The following is a 15945-nucleotide window of genomic DNA, read 5'->3' as shown; positions in this document are numbered from 1 at the left end:
CGCCCGACTCGCGGGGGGGGGGGCGCCCCCCCCCCCGCGCGGCCTGCGCCCCCCGCCCCCGCGCCGGGCCGGGGCGCGGCGGCTGGTGGCCACCGCGCACGGCCATGAGGCGGGCTGGGCGCAGCTGCCCGCGTCCCGGCAGCTGCTGCGGCGGATCGGCGAGGGCACGGACACGATCACCTATTTGGGTGAGTACACGCGCTCGCGCATAGCCGCCGCGCTGACGCCGGAAGCGGCCGGCCGCATGGTTCAACTGCCGCCCGGCGTCGACGAGAAGACCTTCCATCCGGGCTCGGGCGGGGACGCGGTCCGGGAGCGCCTGGGGCTCGCCGACCGGCCGGTGGTGGTGTGCGTATCGCGGCTGGTGCCGCGCAAGGGCCAGGACACGCTGATCCTGGCGATGCCCGAGATCCTGGCGAAGGTGCCGGACGCGGTGCTGCTGATCGTGGGCGGCGGTCCGTACGAGAAGGGTCTGCGGAAGCTTGCGAACGAGACCGGGGTCGGGCAGTCGGTCCGCTTCACCGGTTCCGTGCCCTGGGGGGAGCTGCCCGCCCACTACGGCGCCGGCGATGTCTTCGCGATGCCCTGCCGTACCCGAAGGGGCGGCCTGGACGTCGAGGGCCTCGGAATCGTGTATCTGGAGGCATCGGCGACCGGTCTGCCGGTCGTCGCGGGCGACTCGGGCGGCGCCCCCGACGCCGTGCTCGACGGAGAGACCGGCTGGGTTGTCCGCGGCGGCTCGGCCGGGGAGTCGGCCGAGCGGATCGTGGCTCTGCTCGAAGACCCCGGGCTGCGGCAGCGGATGGGGGAGCGCGGCCGGGAGTGGGTCGAGGAGAAGTGGCGCTGGGACCTGCTGGCCGAGAAACTTCGGACACTTCTCTGAGCTGCATAAAGCCTTTTTGATGGGGTGTCAGCTCTAAGTCGCGGGGAGTATGGGCGGAAGGTGGGATTCCGCCCATGCTCCGGACATGACATCAAATCTGACGTACCGTCAGCTGCTGGGGCGTCGCCGCCCTGCAGACAGCGGCCGCGCTCGGCTTCACCCGCGTTGGTCTCTCCTCGGGAGCCGCCATTGAGCCGACGGCCGCCGACTACGCCCCCGCCGTCGTGATCGGTTCCGGCTACGGCGCCGCCGTAGCCGCCCTCCGCCTCCCAGACAGCGCCGCTGCCGATGGGGTTCGAGCACTGGATCAGCCTCTATCTGGCGATCACCAAGAACCCGGAGCGCGGCAGCTTCTCGTACGACGCGGGCGACCGACTCGGCGAAGCTCAACTGGACCCGGTCGCAGAACCAGCCCTCCGTCAACGCGGCCAGATCGCTCTTCGACCGCGTCAACAAGGTCAACGCCACCATCTACCGGTACGACCTCTTCGGCGGCAACAAGACCTTCGCCGACGATTTCACCTACCACCCACTGGGCGGCTGCGTACTGGGCCGCGCAACCGACAACTACGGCCGCGTCAAAGGGTATTGAGGGCTGTACGTCACCGACGGCGCCCTGGTCCCCGGCTCGATCGGGGTCAATCCGTTCGTCACCGTCACGGCGCCCGCCGAACGGAACATGACCCGGATCCTCGCCGAGGACCCCAGAGACTGACCGCTGCCCCAGGGGTGCCAAGGGCTGTCAGCGGCTGATCAGCCGCGGTATATGGCCTCGATCTCGTCGGCGAAGTCCTTCGCCACCACATTGCGCTTCAGCTTCAGCGACGGCGTGATGTGTCCCGCCTCTTCAGTGAACGGGGAGCCAAGGATCCTGAACTTCCGCACCGATTCCGCCTTGGAGACGGCAGCATTGCCGTCGTCCACCGCCTGCTGGACCTCCGCGAGCAGATCCGCGTCGTCGCGCAGCGAGGCCGCCGTCGAACCGGCCGGCTTGCCGTGGTCCGAGACCCAACGCCCCAGGAATTCCTCGTCGATGGTGACCAGCGCGCCCACGAACGGCCGCCCGTCGCCCACCACCATGCACTCCGCGACCAGCGCGTGCGCGCGGATGCGGTCCTCGATCACCGCGGGAGCGACGTTCTTGCCGCCGGCGGTGACCAGGATCTCCTTCTTGCGGCCCGTGATCGCGAGGTACCCGTCCTCGTCCAGGGTGCCGATGTCGCCCGTGTGGAACCAGCCGTCGGCCAGCGCCTCCGCGGTCGACGCCTCGTTGTTCCAGTACCCCTGGAAGAGATGCTCGCCGTGCAGCAGCACCTCGCCGTCGTCCGCGATCCGCACCACCGAGCCGGGCAGCGGCTGACCGACCGTGCCGATCTTCTGCCGGTTCCACGGATTGAACGCGGTCGCCGCGCACGACTCGGTGAGGCCGTAGCCCTCCAGCACCGTGAAGCCGATCCCGCGGAAGAAGTGGCCGAGCCGCTCGCCCAGCGGCGCGCCGCCGGAGACCGCGTACTCACCGCGCCCGCCCAGCACCGCCCGCAGCTTGCTGTAGACGAGCCTGTCGAAGACCTTGTGCTTGATCTTGAGACCGATCGACGGCCCCTCGGGGGTCCCCAGCGCGCGGCTGTAAGTGATCGCCGTCTGTGCGGCCTGGTCGAAGATCTTGCCCTTGCCGTCCGCCTGCGCCTTGGCGCGCGCCGAGTTGTAGACCTTCTCGAAGACGCGCGGCACACCGAGGATCAGGGTCGGCCGGAAGGAGGCGAGTTCGTTGGTGAGGTTCTTGATGTCCGGTACGCAGCCGAGCTTGATCGGCGCCATCACGGCCGCGAGCTCGACCATGCGGCCGAAGACATGCGCGGCCGGGAGGAAGAGCAGCACGGAGCTCTCGCCGGTACGGAACAGCGGTTTGAGGCGCTCGACCAGGTTGCCGCACTCCGCGAAGAAGGCGCGGTGAGTGAGCACACAGCCCTTGGGGCGGCCGGTTGTCCCGGACGTATAGACGATGGTCGCCGGGTCATCCGCCTTGGAGCTCCCGCTGCGCTCGTCGAGCAGCCCGTCGGAGATGTCGGAGCCGGTGACCGTCAGCTGGCTGATCGCGTCCGCCTCGATCTGCCAGATCCCCTTCAGGGCGGGCAGATTGGACTGAACCGAGACCACCGATTCCTGGTGCGCCTCGGACTCGACGACGCACAGCGTGGCACCGGAGTCACCGAGGATCCACTGGATCTGCTCGGGCGAGCTGGTCTCGTACACCGGCACGGTGACTCCGCCCGCGCTCCAGATCGCGAAGTCCAGGAGCACCCACTCGTAGCGGGTGCGCGAGAGGAGGGCGACCCGGTCGCCGGGCTCCACGCCGGCCGCGATCAGACCCTTGGCCACGCCGCGCACCTCGGCGAGGAACTGCGTGGCGGTGACGTCCGTCCAGACGCCCGCCTCTTTGCGGCTCATGACCGCCACATCGGGATGCTGAGCGGCATTGCGGCGGATGAGATCCGTCAGGTTGCCGTCCGCGGGGACCTCGTACAGGGCCGGAAGGCTGAACTCGCGCAAGACTGCTGCTCCTCATCGGGCGCCGGCGCCACGGCTCTGTGTGATGCACCGGCTGCGGTCCAAGATCGGGCAGGTGCTCAGTGGGGTGAGCACGACTGGACTGCCCGGACGTTACCCACCAGTACTCGATTCCGGATAGGGGGTTCTGGCCAGATGTTCCCTGCGTCACACGTGATGGCGGTGCTTCGCGCAGAGTAGTCCACACTCATGACGACTCGGAAGAACGGCTGGTCGGCCCCGCTCTACCGAGCCGCGAACCGGCGTCCTAGGGTGATCGTCATGCGAGGCATTCGAGTCAACGTGGTCAGTGATGTACACGGCAATGCCAAAGATCTTGCCATGGCGGGAGACGGCGCGGACGCGCTCATCTGCCTCGGTGACCTCGTGCTCTTCCTCGACTACGCCGACCACTCGCGCGGCATCTTCCCCGACCTCTTCGGCGTCGAGAACGCTGATCTGATCGTGGAACTGCGCACCGCCCGCCGCTACGACGCGGCCCGCGAGCTCGGGCGCAGACTCTGGGCCGAGCTGGAGATGGACCGGGAGTCCGCCATCGAGTCCGCCGTGCGGCGCCAGTACGCCGAGCTGTTCGCGGCCTTCCCCACCCCGACGTACGCCACCTACGGCAATGTCGATATGCCGACTCTCTGGCCGGAGTATGCGCGGCCGGGCACCACCATCCTTGACGGCGAGCGCATCGAACTCGGCGGCCGCGTCTTTGGCTTCGCCGGCGGCGGGTTGCGCACCCCGATGCGCACTCCGTACGAGATCTCCGACGAGGAGTTCGCCGCCAAGGTCGAGGCGCTCGGGGAGGTCGATGTGCTCTGCTCGCACATCCCCCCGGACGTCCCCGAACTGACGTACGACACCGTCCCGCGCCGCTTCGAGCGCGGCAGCCGCGCCCTGCTCGACGCGATCCGCCGCACCCGGCCCCGGTACGCCCTCTTCGGCCATGTCCATCAGCCGCTCGCCCGCCGGATGCGCATCGGCGCGACGGAGTGCGTGAACGTCGGGCATTTCGCCTCGACCGGTCGCCCCTGGACCTTGGAGTGGTGAACCGCCGGGCCTTGGAGTGGTGAACCGCCGGGCCTGGGAGTGGTGAAACCGCCGGGCCATGGAGTGGTGACGAGCTGGGGCGCGATAGCCTGCACCCCACACCACCCCCGGTCCGAACCGCACTGTGAGGAGCCGCAGCGATGGCGGAACACACCAGCTCGAGCATCACGATCGAGGCGGCGCCGGCCGACGTGATGGGCGTGATCTCCGACTTCGCCCGCTACCCCGAGTGGACCGGCGAGGTGAAGGAGGCCGAGGTGCTCGCCACCGACCCCAAGGGCCGCGCCGAGCAGGTCCGGCTGGTGCTCGACGCCGGCGCGATCAAGGACGACCACACCCTCGCGTACACCTGGAACGGCGAGAACCAGGTCAGCTGGACGCTGGTGAAGTCCCAGATGCTGCGCTCCATCGACGGTTCGTACACCCTCGCCGCGGTCGGTGGCGACCGCACCGAGGTCACCTACCAGCTCACTGTCGACGTCAAGATCCCCATGCTCGGCATGATCAAGCGCAAGGCCGAGAAGGTCATCATCGACCGCGCCCTGGCCGGTCTGAAGAAGCGTGTCGAGAGCGGGCCCGCCGCCTGATGCGCACGGTCCTCGTCACCGGGCTCGGCGGCGCGGGCCGAACCACCGTCGCCGCTGCCACCGCCCTTGCGGTGGCCCGGCGCGGCAAACGTGCCCTGTTCCTCTCCGCCGAGCCCGGCGACGTATTCGGCACGCCCGTCACCGGCCGCCCCGGCGCACCTGACGAGATCACGGACGGCCTGTGGGCCGCCCGCATCGACTCCGGCGCCGACTTCCGCGCCGAGTTCCTCTCGCTCCAGGAGCGTGCCACCGCCGGGCTCGATCTGCTGGGCGCGGCGCGACTTGACGACGAGGAGATGACCGAGCTTCCCGGCAGCGACCAGTTCGCCCTGCTGCGCGCGCTGAAGACCTCCGCCGGCGACGGGGACGGCGGCTGGGACGCGGTCGTCCTCGACATGCCGCCGCTGCGCGAGACCATCGCCCTGCTCGCCCTGCCCGAACAGCTGCGCCGCTATCTGCGCCGCCTGCTGCCGCCGGAACGGCAGGCCGCCCGGGCTCTGCGGCCGATGCTCGCCCAGCTCGCCGGTGTGCCGATGCCCGCGCAGTGGCTGTACGAGACCGCGGCCCGCTGGGACAGCGAGCTGGCCGGCGTCCAGGCGATGACCGAATCCGCCGGCACGACGCTGCGGGTGGTCGCCGAGCCCGGACCCGCGGCCGCCGACGCTCTGCGCACCGCCCGCGTCGGGCTCGCGCTGTACGGACTGCCCGTCGACACCCTCGTACCGAACCGGATCCTGCCGCGGGACTCGGCCGACAGCTGGCTCGCGACCCTCTCCGCACAGCAGGAGAAGTGCCTGAGCGAGTGGTACGAGGAGTGGGCGACCCAAGGCTCGATCCGCGAGGCGCCCCACCTCGGCCGGGACCCGCGCGGCCTCGACGACCTCGCACTCCTCGACACCGGCGACGGGCTCGTCGTCGAAGCCGTCGAAGGCAGCCTCGCACCGCACCGGGACCGCGGCGAGCGACGCGGCGACCCATGGCGGGTCGCGGAGGGGCACGGCACCGACAGCGTCTTCGTCTGGGAGCTCCCGCTGCCCGGCGCCGTCAAGGAGGAGCTCGCGCTCGTCCGCCGAGGGGATGAACTCCTCATCACTGTCGGACCGTTTCGCAGGATCGTGCCGCTGCCCTCCGCGCTGCGCCGCTGCACGGTTGCGGGCGCGGGTCTTAACGACGGCGTGCTGCGGGTCCGCTTCCAGCCGGACCCCGAGCTGTGGCCGCGGGCACGCTGAACGCGCTGCCTCCATTCGGGTACCGTCGAGCGTACAAACCCTCAGTTCTTCCCCCAGTTCTTCCGCAGGAGTACGCCATGAGCGATGCCACCGAGCGTCCCTCCGTCGACGACGACGCCTGGGCCAAGGCGTGCGCCGAGGACCTGGAAGCGGAGAAGGCCCGCCGCCGCGCCCAGTACGGGCCGCCTCCCGGCTCGGCCGGCGAGGAGCTGCGCAAGCTCCTCGACGCGGTCGCCGAGAAGGTTTCCTCGTTGCAGACGTCGCTGCCCGGCATGGCCGCGCAGAACACTGTGCAGCAGCTGGTCAACCAGGCGAAGGCCGCCGTCGAGCCGGTCATCGAGCGCAACCCGGAGGTCTTCGACCACCTCACGGCGGCGGGCGGCGAGCTGCTCGCCGCGTATCGATCCGCCGTCGAGGGCCATGAGCGACGCTGGACCCAGCGGCCCACCGCCTCCAAGGACGACCAGGACCCCCGTGACGACGGCCCCGGGGCGAGCGAGCACATCGACCTGGACTGACCAGGCCGTGCCCGCCCTCGGGTACGGTTGGCCATAGCGGGGCTCGACCGAAAACTGAGGGACACATGGGACTCACCATCGGCGTCGACATCGGCGGCACGAAGATCGCAGCGGGCGTGGTCGACGAAGAGGGCACCATCCTCGAGACGCACAAGGTGCCCACCCCGTCGACCCCTCAAGGCATCGTCGAGGCGATCTGCTCGGCTGTCGGCGGGGCCGGCAAGGGGCACGAGATCGAGGCGGTCGGCATCGGCGCCGCCGGATATGTCGACGACAAGCGTGCCTCGGTCCTGTTCGCACCGAACATCGACTGGCGCCACGAGCCGCTGAAGGACAAGGTCGAGCAGCGCGTCGGCCTCCCGGTGGTCGTCGAGAACGACGCGAACGCGGCTGCCTGGGGCGAGTACCGCTTCGGCGCCGGCCAGGGCCACGAAGACGTCATCTGCATCACCCTCGGCACCGGGCTCGGCGGCGGCATCATCATCGGCAACAAGCTGCGCCGCGGACGCTTCGGCGTGGCGGCGGAGTTCGGCCACATCCGGGTCGTCCCGGACGGTCTGCTGTGCGGCTGCGGCAGCCAGGGCTGCTGGGAGCAGTACGCCTCCGGACGCGCTCTCGTCCGCTACGGCAAGCAGCGCGCCAACGCCACCCCGGAAAGCGCGGAGATCCTGCTCGGCCTCGGCGACGGCACGGTCGACGGCATCGAGGGCAAGCACATCAGCGAGGCCGCGCGGCAGGGCGACCCGGTCGCCGTCGACTCGTACCGCGAACTGGCCCGCTGGGTGGGCGCGGGCCTGGCCGACCTGGCCTCGCTCTTCGACCCGTCCGCCTTCATTGTCGGCGGCGGCCTCTCCGACGAGGGGGAGCTGGTTCTCGACCCGATCCGCAAGTCCTTCCGCCGCTGGCTGATCGGCGGCCGGTGGCGGCCGCATGCGCAGGTGCTCGCGGCCCAACTGGGCGGCAGGGCGGGCCTGGTGGGCGCGGCGGACCTGGCCCGCCAGGGCTAGTTCTTTGTCCTCAAGCGCCGGGCGGGCTCATTTCAGCCTGCGCGGCGCTTGAGAACCGGGGCCCGGGACGTATCCCCAGAAAAGACCCGAAGCCGCGTATGTTGCTGCGCATGGCGATCACCGCACTGCCAAACTCCCGCACAGAACCGGACGGTTCGGCCGTGATCCGGGTGCTCAGCTACAACGTCCGCTCCATGCGCGACGACGAGGACGCGCTGGCCCGGGTGATCCGCGCCTGCGAGCCCGACCTGGTGTTCATCCAGGAGGCCCCGCGCTTCTTCCGCTGGCGCAAGCATGCCGCGCGGCTGGCCGCCAAGAGCGAACTGGTGGTGCTGACCGGCGGGGCCCCCGCGGCCGGGCCGCTGCTGCTCTGCTCGCTACGGGCGACCGTGGAGCGTACGGAGGATGTGCTGCTGCCGCTCACCCCTCGCCTGCACCGGCGCGGCTTCGCCACGGCGGTCGTACGGATCGGGGGTGCCCGGATCGGGCTGCTCAGCTGCCATCTGAGTCTGCAGAGCGACGAGCGCTATGCGCAGGCCGGGATGGTGCTGGACCGGCTGAAGGCGATGGACGTGCCGTACGGGATCGCGGCGGGCGACCTGAACGACCGGCCCGGCGGCCGGAGCTTTGGCAGGCTCGCGGGAGAGCTGCAGGACTGCTGGGCGGTCGCGCCCTGGGGTGGCGAGAACACCTCGACACCGGACGATCCGCACCAGCGGATCGACGCGATTTTCGCTACCCCGGGGGTGGAAGTGCTGGGCTGCGGAGTGCCGTTGACCCTGCCGGGGATCACCCAGGCTGACCTGAGCGCGGCGACGGACCACCTGCCGGTGCTGGCGGCGCTACGCGTCCCCGCGGCGTCGTCAGACGGACCGAGTGCCGGCTGAGCCGCGTCCGACGGCCGGAGGCCGACGTGGCCGGCCGAAGCCCGCGAGGCGCCCCGGCACCGAGCGGTGCCAGGGCGGCGGCCAGAATTCAGACCACCGCGCCGCGGCCGGGATCGTCGTCGTCCTCGTCGTCGCCGTGCGGCATCCGCGCCACCAGCGTGCCGAAGCCGCCCAGGAAGCCGCCGACGCACAGCGTCGTCAGCCACCACGTCATGTCCCACTCGAGCAGCACCGCCACCAGCATCAGCACCGGCCCGCCGACCACCGCCAGCCATGCGAACTTGGCCGTGACATCGGCCTCCGGCAGCGGCGGCGGCTCCGGCGGTACGAAGTGGCCCTCGTCGCTGTCGTCGAGGTCGTCGTCCTTCGCCTCGTCCACCTGGTAGTCGCGCGGGCCACCGATCCCTGGCGCGAAAGTGATCGAGCTGCCCAGCGTGGGCTTGTCCGCGTCAGGCCCCGACTCGGGATCCTCCGGATCGGGCTCCGTATCCGCCGCCCTGTCGTCCATCGGCGTCTTGTTCAGATCACCCTCGAGCAGGGCGAGGTCCTCCACCGACTTGAACGGCTTGGCGCCCGGCGGGTCGGCCGGCTCCTCGCCGTACCCCTCGACGATGGCCGCCCAGGCGGCCTCCTCGTCGATCGGCTGCGGCTCGCGGTCCGCATCGTGCTGCTCAGCCACCGGTGGTGCTCCCCTTCTTCCCGACACTCGGAGCGAGCCGGCCGATGAACGCGTAACTCTCCTCGAAAATCCGCTCCGCATCGTGGTCCAACGTCGCTACGTGATAGCTCTGTTCCAGCAGGATCTCCGAGACGTCCGTGGACGAGACCCGGCTCAGGATCCGCGCCGAGTCGGCCGGCGGCACCACGTGGTCCTGCGGGCTGTGCAGCAGCACCATCGGCTGCGTGACCTGTGGCAGTTCGCCGTCGACCAGATGGAAGAAGGTCCGCAAAGAGTGCGCGGCGTGCAGCGGCACCCGGTCGTACCCGACCTCCTCCGAGCCCTCCTTGGCGATGTCGCTCGTCAGCCCCTTTGTCGTACGCACAAAGTGGCGCGCGACCGGCAGGGCGTACGCCGACAGGCCATGGACCTTGTTCGCCGGGTTCACCACGACGATGCCGCTGACCGCGTCCCCGTGCTTCGCGGCGAGCCGCAGCGTCAGCGCTCCGCCCATCGAGAGCCCGAAGACGAAGACCTGGCTGCACCGCTCGACCAGCACCCGCAGCTCGCGGTCCACCTCTGCGTACCAGTCCTGCCAGCCGGTGACCTGCATGTCCTCCCAGCGTGTGCCGTGCCCGGGGAGCAGCGGCAAGGACACGGTCAGTCCGCGCTCCGCCAGATACTCGGCCCAGGGGCGCAGCGATTGCGGGGAACCGGTGAATCCGTGACAGAGGAGGACGCCGACCTCGCCGCCTTCGTGGCGGTACGGCTCGGCTCCAGGAAGGACCGGCACCTGGGTCTCCTGTTCGTGAGTGTCTGAACGTGTACTTCACCGTACGCGACCGGACTGACACCGACCAGGTCCGCAAGCCCCCCGGCCAGGGGATGACTGGCGCACCTCGGGATAAGGTCTGTTCGACAGCACACAGGAGGCACTCGAGTTGATCTACGGCGCAATGAAGTTCTCCATCGGGGGCTCACTGAAGCTTGCCTTCAGGCCATGGGTGGAGGGCCTCGAGAACATCCCCGCCGAGGGGCCGGCGATCCTCGCGAGCAACCACCTGTCCTTCTCGGACTCGTTCTTCCTGCCGGCGGTGCTCGACCGCAAGGTCACCTTCATCGCCAAGGCGGAGTACTTCACATCGCCCGGGGTCAAGGGCAGGCTGACTGCCGCCTTCTTCAAGGGCGTCGGGCAGCTCCCGGTGGACCGCTCGGGCGGGCGCGGTGCGGGTGAGGCGGCGATCAAGGCCGGGATAGATGTCATCGAGGGCGGTGGCCTGTTCGGCATCTACCCGGAGGGCACCCGCTCCCCGGACGGCCGCCTCTACCGCGGCAAGCCGGGCGGCCTCGCGCGCGTGGCGCTCGCCACCGGCGCTCCGGTCATCCCGGTCGCGATGATCGACACCGAGAAGATCCAGCCGCCCGGCAAGGTCGTCCCCAAGCTGATGCGCCCGGGGATCCGGATCGGTAAGCCGCTCGACTTCAGCCGCTACCAGGGCATGGAGGGCGACCGTTTCATCCTGCGTTCGGTGACCGACGAGGTCATGTACGAAATCATGAAGCTGTCCGGCCAGGAGTACGTCGACATCTACGCGACGGCCGCCAAGCGCCAGATCGCGGAGGCGGAGAAGGCCGAGAAGGCCGAGAAGGCCGAGAAGGCCGAGAAGGCCGAGAAGGCCGAGAAGGCGGCGGCCGAGAAGGCTGCGAAGGCGAACAAGCCGGAGAAGACCGACGAGGCGGAGAAGACGGACCGCCCGGCCGCATAGCCGCGCTGTCCGTCCTGGGGTGGGGGATATGGCCAAGCGCGAGCGTGTCGTGCGGATGTCGGTAGAGCTGCCGCTGTGGCGGGCGCTGGCCGCCTATCGCGTACTGACCATGGGCTACGCGGTGCTTCTCTTCGCCGTCACCCCCAGCAAGTTCGAGCGCCCCTGGATCGCGGCCGCCTTCCTCGCTGTGATGTCCGTATGGACGCTGGTCACGCTTCCCAAGGTCGCCAACGCGGCCCGCTGCACCAAACGCTTCCTGGTCGCCGATCTCACCGTCGCGCTGACCGGGATCATGCTCACGCCGCTCGCCGACGCCCAGGCCCAGATGCAGGACGGCCCGACCCTGCCGACGATATGGACGGCCGGATCCGTCCTCGCGTTCGCGATCAAGGGCGGCTGGCGCTGGGCGGGCTTCGCATCCTCACTCGTCGCCGTCGCCAATATCATCGAGCGCGGCCAGCCGAGCCGGGACACCTTCCACAACGTCCTGCTGGTCTGGATCGCCTCCATAGCCATCGGTTACGTCGTCGAGGTCGCCCGCGCCTCCGAGCGCACCCTTGCCCGCGCCCTGGAGATCGAGGCGGCGACCCGCGAGCGGGAGCGGCTGGCCCGCGACATCCACGACAGCGTGCTCCAGGTGCTGGCGATGGTGCAGCGGCGCGGTACGGCGCTGGGCGGCGAGGCCGAGGAGCTCGGCCGGATGGCGGGGGAGCAGGAGGTCGCCCTGCGCACCCTGGTCTCCAGCGGTCTGGTACCCACCACGCGCGCCTCCGAGGACGTCTCACTCGGCGCCGTGGTCCGCACCGTCGACGTCGACGATCCGCCCGACGGGCCCCAACTGGACGACCTGCGCTCGCTGCTGGCCCGGCACGCCGGGTCGAGGGTGACCCTCTCGGAGCCGGGCGCCCCGGTGCTGCTCCCCGTCGCTGCGACGGCGGAACTCGCCGCCGCTGTCAGTGCCGCCCTGGACAATGTCCGCAGGCATGCCGGCGAGGACGCCCACGCCTGGATCCTGGTCGAGGACTGGCCGGGCGAGGTGATCGTGACGGTACGGGACGACGGCCCGGGCATCCCGGAGGGCAGGCTCGCCCAGGCGGAGGGCGAGGGCCGGCTCGGAGTCGCCCTCTCGATCAGGGGGCGGCTGCGGGACTTGGGCGGCTCGGCCGAGGTGATCTCGGTCCCGGGCCAGGGCACAGAAGTCGAATTGAAGGTCCCACGGGGGAAGGCAGGCACATGACGGACCAGCAGCCGATCAAGGTGATGGTCGTCGACGACCACCCGATGTGGCGGGACGCGGTCGCGCGCGATCTGGCCGAGGCCGGTTTCGAGGTGGCGGCGACGGCCGGGGACGGTCCGCAGGCCGTGCGCCGCGCAAAGGCCGCCGCGCCCGACGTCCTCGTCCTCGACCTCAATCTTCCCGGGATGCCGGGCGTCCAGGTGTGCAAGGAGCTCGTCGGCTCCCACCCAGGCCTGCGGGTCCTGGTGCTGTCCGCCAGCGGTGAGCACGCGGACGTACTGGAAGCGGTGAAGTCCGGTGCGACCGGCTACCTGCTCAAGTCGGCCAGTGCGGAAGAGCTGACCGACGCCGTGCGGCGCACCGCCGTCGGCGATCCGGTCTTCACGCCGGGCCTCGCGGGCCTGGTGCTCGGTGAGTACCGGCGCCTGGCCTCCGAGCCCGTCCCCGCAGCCGGTGCGGACGAGCCGAAGGCTCCGCAGCTGACCGACCGGGAGACCGAGGTGCTGCGGCTGGTGGCCAAGGGGCTCTCGTACAAGCAGATCGCCGAGCGGCTCGTCATATCGCACCGCACCGTCCAGAACCACGTGCAGAACACCCTCGGCAAACTCCAACTGCACAACCGCGTCGAGCTCGTGCGGTACGTGATAGAGCGGGGTCTGGACGACGCCTGACGCCGTGCCCCTGCCTGTACAGGGCTCGTAGGAGACTCGTACGAGTGAAATACGAGTGAATGGCGGGGCGTCAACCGCCGTATGAAGCAGAGGAATTGACCTTTCGCCCCATCCCGCAGTGACCTGGATCACCATTAGCGTGGCGGTCGTAAGGCTCATCAGGCGAAGGGAAGGTTTCCATGCGCGTCGGAGTACTGACCGGGGGCGGCGACTGCCCCGGGCTCAATGCGGTCATCCGTGGTGTCGTCCGCAAGGGCGTGCAGGAGTACGCGTACGACTTCGTCGGCTATCGCGACGGCTGGCGCGGACCCCTCGAAGGCGACACCGTTCCGCTCGACATCCCGGCAGTCCGCGGCATTCTGCCCCGCGGCGGCACCATCCTCGGCTCTTCGCGCACCAACCCCCTCAAGGAAGAGAGCGGCATCCGCCGCATCAAGGAGAACCTCGCCAAGCACGAGGTGGACGCGCTGATCGTGATCGGCGGCGAGGACACACTCGGCGTCGCGACGCGGCTCCACGACGAGTACGGCGTCAAGTGCGTCGGCGTGCCCAAGACCATCGACAACGACCTGTCCGCCACCGACTACACCTTCGGCTTCGACACGGCGGTCGGCATCGCGACCGAGGCCATCGACCGGCTGCACACCACCGCCGAATCGCATATGCGTGTGCTGGTCGTGGAGGTGATGGGGCGGCACGCGGGCTGGATCGCCCTGCACTCCGGTCTGGCCGGCGGCGCCAATGTCATCCTCATCCCCGAGCAGCGCTTCGACGTCGGCCAGGTGTGCGCCTGGGTGACGTCGCGTTTCAAGGCCAGCTACGCCCCGATCGTGGTGGTCGCCGAGGGCGCCATGCCCAAGGACGGCGAGGCGGTCCTCAAGGACGGCTCGCTCGACTCCTTCGGCCATGTCCGGCTCTCCGGCGTCGGCGAGTGGCTGGCCAAGGAGATCGAGCGGCGTACCGGCAAGGAGGCCCGCACCACCGTCCTCGGCCATGTCCAGCGCGGCGGCACTCCGAGCGCCTTCGACCGCTGGCTGGCCACCCGCTTCGGGCTGCACGCCATCGAAGCGGTGCGTGAGGGGGACTTCGGCAAGATGGTCGCGCTGCAGGGCACGGACATCGTGCGCGTGCCGATTGCCGAGGCGACGGCGAAGCTCAAGACGGTGGACCCGAAGTTGTACGAGGAGGTCGGCGTCTTCTTCGGCTGACGGGGGTGCCGTGGCTGGGGCGGTCGCCGCCGGTGAGCGCTGCTGGGGCGCCATCCGTCTCGCCGAGCGCGCGGCTGGGCCACCGGCGAGTGGGTCAACCTGCGGCAACCGGCCGCTCCACGCCAACGGTCGTGCCAAGGGAGGCAACTGCTTCTTTGCCGACAAGCCGTCGCAGTGCCTGACCGGCAAGGCCCGTAGCTGGTGCCGAAAGAACGACGGCCTCCGCCTCACGGAGACGGAGGCCGGAAAGCTGAATGGCTTCGACGACCGCTACCCGTGGCACGGAAGCCTCACCTCCGGCGAGGACGGTAGCGTCTACCGGGGACGTCCGCCGACTTGCCCTCCCGCGCGAACGCCAAGCGCTGGGCCACGCTCCGACTGCCCTTGTTGGTGGGGTTGGTACGCAATTCGACACGATGCAGGCCGAGCGGCCCGGTCGGATGCCACGTCCACTCGTCGGCGGATCTGGGCGACGGCCCCGTACCCGGCATCCGTCTCGCGGCCGGGAGTACGGTGACGATGCCACCCCCGCAGCCCCCAGAAACCCGGAGGAAGACCGACCGTGCCATTCGAACGTCTCGCCGCAGCCGCGCACACCCGGATCGGGCTCGGCATCGCGGCGGTCGGCCGTCCCGGCTACATCAACCTCGGCCGGGACAGGGACCTGCCCGCCGAGCGGACCGTCGACACGATGCGCGAGCGTGCCCACGAAGTGCTCGACGAGGCCTACGCCTTGGGCGTGCGGTACTTCGACGCCGCCCGTTCCTACGGCAGATCGGAGGAGTTCCTCGCCGAATGGCTGCTGGGCCGGCCCGAGATCCGCGATGCCGTGATCGGCAGCAAGTGGGGTTACACCTACACGGCCGACTGGCGGACCGACGCGGAGGTGCACGAGGTCAAGGACCACAGCACGGCCACCTTCGACCGTCAGATCGCCGAGACCCGCGCGTTCCTCGGCAAGCGCCTCGACCTCTACCAGATCCACTCCGTCACCCCCGACAGCCCCGCGCTCACCGAGCGTGCTCTCCACGACCGGCTCGCCGGCCTCGCCGCCGAAGGCGTCACCATCGGCCTGTCCACCAGCGGCCCCGAGCAGCCGGCCGCCATCCGCGCCGCGCTCGCGGTCACCGTGGACGGCATCCCGCTGTTCACCAGCGTCCAGGCCACCTACAACCTGCTGGAGCCCTCCGCCGGAGCCGCCCTCACAGAAGCACACGATGCGGGCTGCTCCGTCATCGTCAAGGAAGCCATGGCCAACGGCCGTCTCGCCAATGAGGGACTGCCGCCCGTCCTCGCGGATCTTGCCGGGGAGACCGGCGCCACCCCTGACGCCGTCGCCCTCGCCGCCGTCCTTCACAAGCCGTGGGCCGACATCGTGCTCTCCGGTGCCGCCACCTCCGCCCAGCTCGCCAGCAACGTCACCGCCGACGAGGTACGCCTCGACGCCGACCAGCTCGCCCGGCTCGCGGTCCTGGCGGAGCCGGCCCCCGAGTACTGGCAGCGCCGGGCCGCCCTGCGCTGGACGTAGCTCCCGGGCAGCCGGAACCACCGCCCACCGCGGTCAGCCGTGATGCACAGGGTGATGGTGAAACCCCGGCCCGGGCAAGCCGGTGCGGTTGCTGTTCTGGGGCTCCGCCCCCGGACCCCCGGCGCAGTTCGCGGCCGTGCGCCACCAACTCGGTCTCGAT

The 15945-nt window shown here is 70.2% G+C and carries 15 protein-coding genes and 1 pseudogene; 13 read left to right on the top strand and 3 right to left on the bottom strand.

Translation table 11 applies throughout. The features are described from left to right. On the top strand, window positions 1-883 hold an 883-nt coding region (locus ACWDO5_RS31905), incomplete at its 5' end, for a glycosyltransferase family 4 protein (RefSeq protein ID WP_450533977.1). Window positions 884-1156: 273 nt separating this feature from the next. After that, a pseudogene (locus tag ACWDO5_RS31900) lies at window positions 1157-1598 on the top strand (GMC oxidoreductase); the annotation flags it as partial. Window positions 1599-1636: 38 nt separating this feature from the next. Here ACWDO5_RS31900 and ACWDO5_RS31895 read toward each other — a convergent pair. Then, window positions 1637-3433, bottom strand: coding sequence for an AMP-dependent synthetase/ligase (locus tag ACWDO5_RS31895; RefSeq protein ID WP_450533976.1), 1797 nt, complete (start codon window positions 3431-3433; stop codon window positions 1637-1639). 300 nt (window positions 3434-3733) lie between these two features. Between ACWDO5_RS31895 and ACWDO5_RS31890 the strand changes: the two genes are divergently transcribed. The 6 genes from ACWDO5_RS31890 to ACWDO5_RS31865 all read left to right on the top strand — a co-directional run bounded on the left by ACWDO5_RS31890 (window position 3734) and on the right by ACWDO5_RS31865 (window position 8717). After that, window positions 3734-4489: a metallophosphoesterase family protein gene (locus ACWDO5_RS31890; RefSeq protein WP_450533979.1), complete on the top strand. Its 756-nt coding sequence runs from the start codon at window positions 3734-3736 to the stop codon at window positions 4487-4489. 140 nt (window positions 4490-4629) lie between these two features. Beyond that, window positions 4630-5076 (top strand): SRPBCC family protein, encoded by a 447-nt coding sequence (locus tag ACWDO5_RS31885; protein WP_450533974.1) that lies wholly within the window; start codon window positions 4630-4632, stop codon window positions 5074-5076. Beyond that, the gene (locus ACWDO5_RS31880; RefSeq protein ID WP_450533973.1) at window positions 5076-6305 is read left to right on the top strand and encodes an ArsA family ATPase; all 1230 of its coding nucleotides are present in this window, start codon (window positions 5076-5078) and stop codon (window positions 6303-6305) included. Before ACWDO5_RS31885 ends, ACWDO5_RS31880 begins: the two co-directional genes overlap by 1 nt. A gap of 77 nt (window positions 6306-6382) precedes the next feature. After that, on the top strand, window positions 6383-6823 hold the full coding sequence (locus tag ACWDO5_RS31875) for a DUF5304 domain-containing protein (protein ID WP_450533972.1): 441 nt from the start codon (window positions 6383-6385) through the stop codon (window positions 6821-6823). 65 nt (window positions 6824-6888) lie between these two features. Further along, window positions 6889-7830, top strand: coding sequence for an ROK family glucokinase (locus ACWDO5_RS31870; RefSeq protein WP_450533970.1), 942 nt, complete (start codon window positions 6889-6891; stop codon window positions 7828-7830). 110 nt (window positions 7831-7940) lie between these two features. Continuing rightward, window positions 7941-8717 carry an endonuclease/exonuclease/phosphatase family protein gene (locus tag ACWDO5_RS31865; RefSeq protein ID WP_450533969.1) on the top strand — a complete coding sequence of 259 codons (777 nt, stop codon included), beginning with the start codon at window positions 7941-7943 and terminating at the stop codon, window positions 8715-8717. 88 nt (window positions 8718-8805) lie between these two features. Here ACWDO5_RS31865 and ACWDO5_RS31860 read toward each other — a convergent pair whose 3' ends face one another. Together ACWDO5_RS31860 and ACWDO5_RS31855 are read right to left on the bottom strand one after the other, a co-directional pair. Further along, window positions 8806-9396: a hypothetical protein gene (locus ACWDO5_RS31860; protein ID WP_450533967.1), complete on the bottom strand. Its 591-nt coding sequence runs from the start codon at window positions 9394-9396 to the stop codon at window positions 8806-8808. After that, complete coding sequence (locus tag ACWDO5_RS31855) at window positions 9389-10168, bottom strand: alpha/beta hydrolase (RefSeq protein WP_450533966.1); 780 nt, start codon at window positions 10166-10168, stop codon at window positions 9389-9391. Before ACWDO5_RS31855 ends, ACWDO5_RS31860 begins: the two co-directional genes overlap by 8 nt. A gap of 163 nt (window positions 10169-10331) precedes the next feature. Between ACWDO5_RS31855 and ACWDO5_RS31850 the strand changes: the two genes are divergently transcribed. From ACWDO5_RS31850 to ACWDO5_RS31830, 5 genes are all read left to right on the top strand, one after another. After that, entirely contained in the window at window positions 10332-11141 is an 810-nt protein-coding gene (locus ACWDO5_RS31850; RefSeq protein ID WP_450533978.1) for a lysophospholipid acyltransferase family protein, read from the top strand. 28 nt (window positions 11142-11169) lie between these two features. After that, window positions 11170-12378 carry a MacS family sensor histidine kinase gene (macS, locus tag ACWDO5_RS31845; protein WP_450533964.1) on the top strand — a complete coding sequence of 403 codons (1209 nt, stop codon included), beginning with the start codon at window positions 11170-11172 and terminating at the stop codon, window positions 12376-12378. Continuing rightward, a complete protein-coding gene (locus ACWDO5_RS31840; protein WP_450533963.1) occupies window positions 12375-13049 on the top strand; it encodes a response regulator in 675 nt (224 codons plus the stop codon). The genes macS and ACWDO5_RS31840 overlap by 4 nt, the downstream gene beginning before the upstream one ends. A gap of 179 nt (window positions 13050-13228) precedes the next feature. Beyond that, on the top strand, window positions 13229-14257 hold the full coding sequence (locus ACWDO5_RS31835; protein ID WP_450533962.1) for a 6-phosphofructokinase: 1029 nt from the start codon (window positions 13229-13231) through the stop codon (window positions 14255-14257). A 562-nt stretch (window positions 14258-14819) separates the two neighbouring features. Beyond that, window positions 14820-15785: an aldo/keto reductase gene (locus ACWDO5_RS31830; RefSeq protein ID WP_450533960.1), complete on the top strand. Its 966-nt coding sequence runs from the start codon at window positions 14820-14822 to the stop codon at window positions 15783-15785. Window positions 15786-15945: the final 160 nt, after the last annotated feature.

The organism is Streptomyces sp. NPDC000880 (genome assembly GCF_053599675.1).
This window is presented reverse-complemented; position numbering and strand designations above follow the sequence as displayed.

What these genes read in the sequence shown, in the direction of transcription:
- ACWDO5_RS31835 (WP_450533962.1), top strand. Translation starts at nt 13,229, where the DNA reads ATGCGCGTCGGAGTACTGACCGGGGGCGGCGACTGCCCCGGGCTCAAT.
- ACWDO5_RS31880 (WP_450533973.1), top strand. Translation starts at nt 5,076, where the DNA reads ATGCGCACGGTCCTCGTCACCGGGCTCGGCGGCGCGGGCCGAACCACC.
- macS (WP_450533964.1), top strand. Translation starts at nt 11,170, where the DNA reads ATGGCCAAGCGCGAGCGTGTCGTGCGGATGTCGGTAGAGCTGCCGCTG.
- ACWDO5_RS31875 (WP_450533972.1), top strand. Translation starts at nt 6,383, where the DNA reads ATGAGCGATGCCACCGAGCGTCCCTCCGTCGACGACGACGCCTGGGCC.
- ACWDO5_RS31865 (WP_450533969.1), top strand. Translation starts at nt 7,941, where the DNA reads ATGGCGATCACCGCACTGCCAAACTCCCGCACAGAACCGGACGGTTCG.
- ACWDO5_RS31885 (WP_450533974.1), top strand. Translation starts at nt 4,630, where the DNA reads ATGGCGGAACACACCAGCTCGAGCATCACGATCGAGGCGGCGCCGGCC.
- ACWDO5_RS31850 (WP_450533978.1), top strand. Translation starts at nt 10,332, where the DNA reads ATGAAGTTCTCCATCGGGGGCTCACTGAAGCTTGCCTTCAGGCCATGG.
- ACWDO5_RS31840 (WP_450533963.1), top strand. Translation starts at nt 12,375, where the DNA reads ATGACGGACCAGCAGCCGATCAAGGTGATGGTCGTCGACGACCACCCG.
- ACWDO5_RS31870 (WP_450533970.1), top strand. Translation starts at nt 6,889, where the DNA reads ATGGGACTCACCATCGGCGTCGACATCGGCGGCACGAAGATCGCAGCG.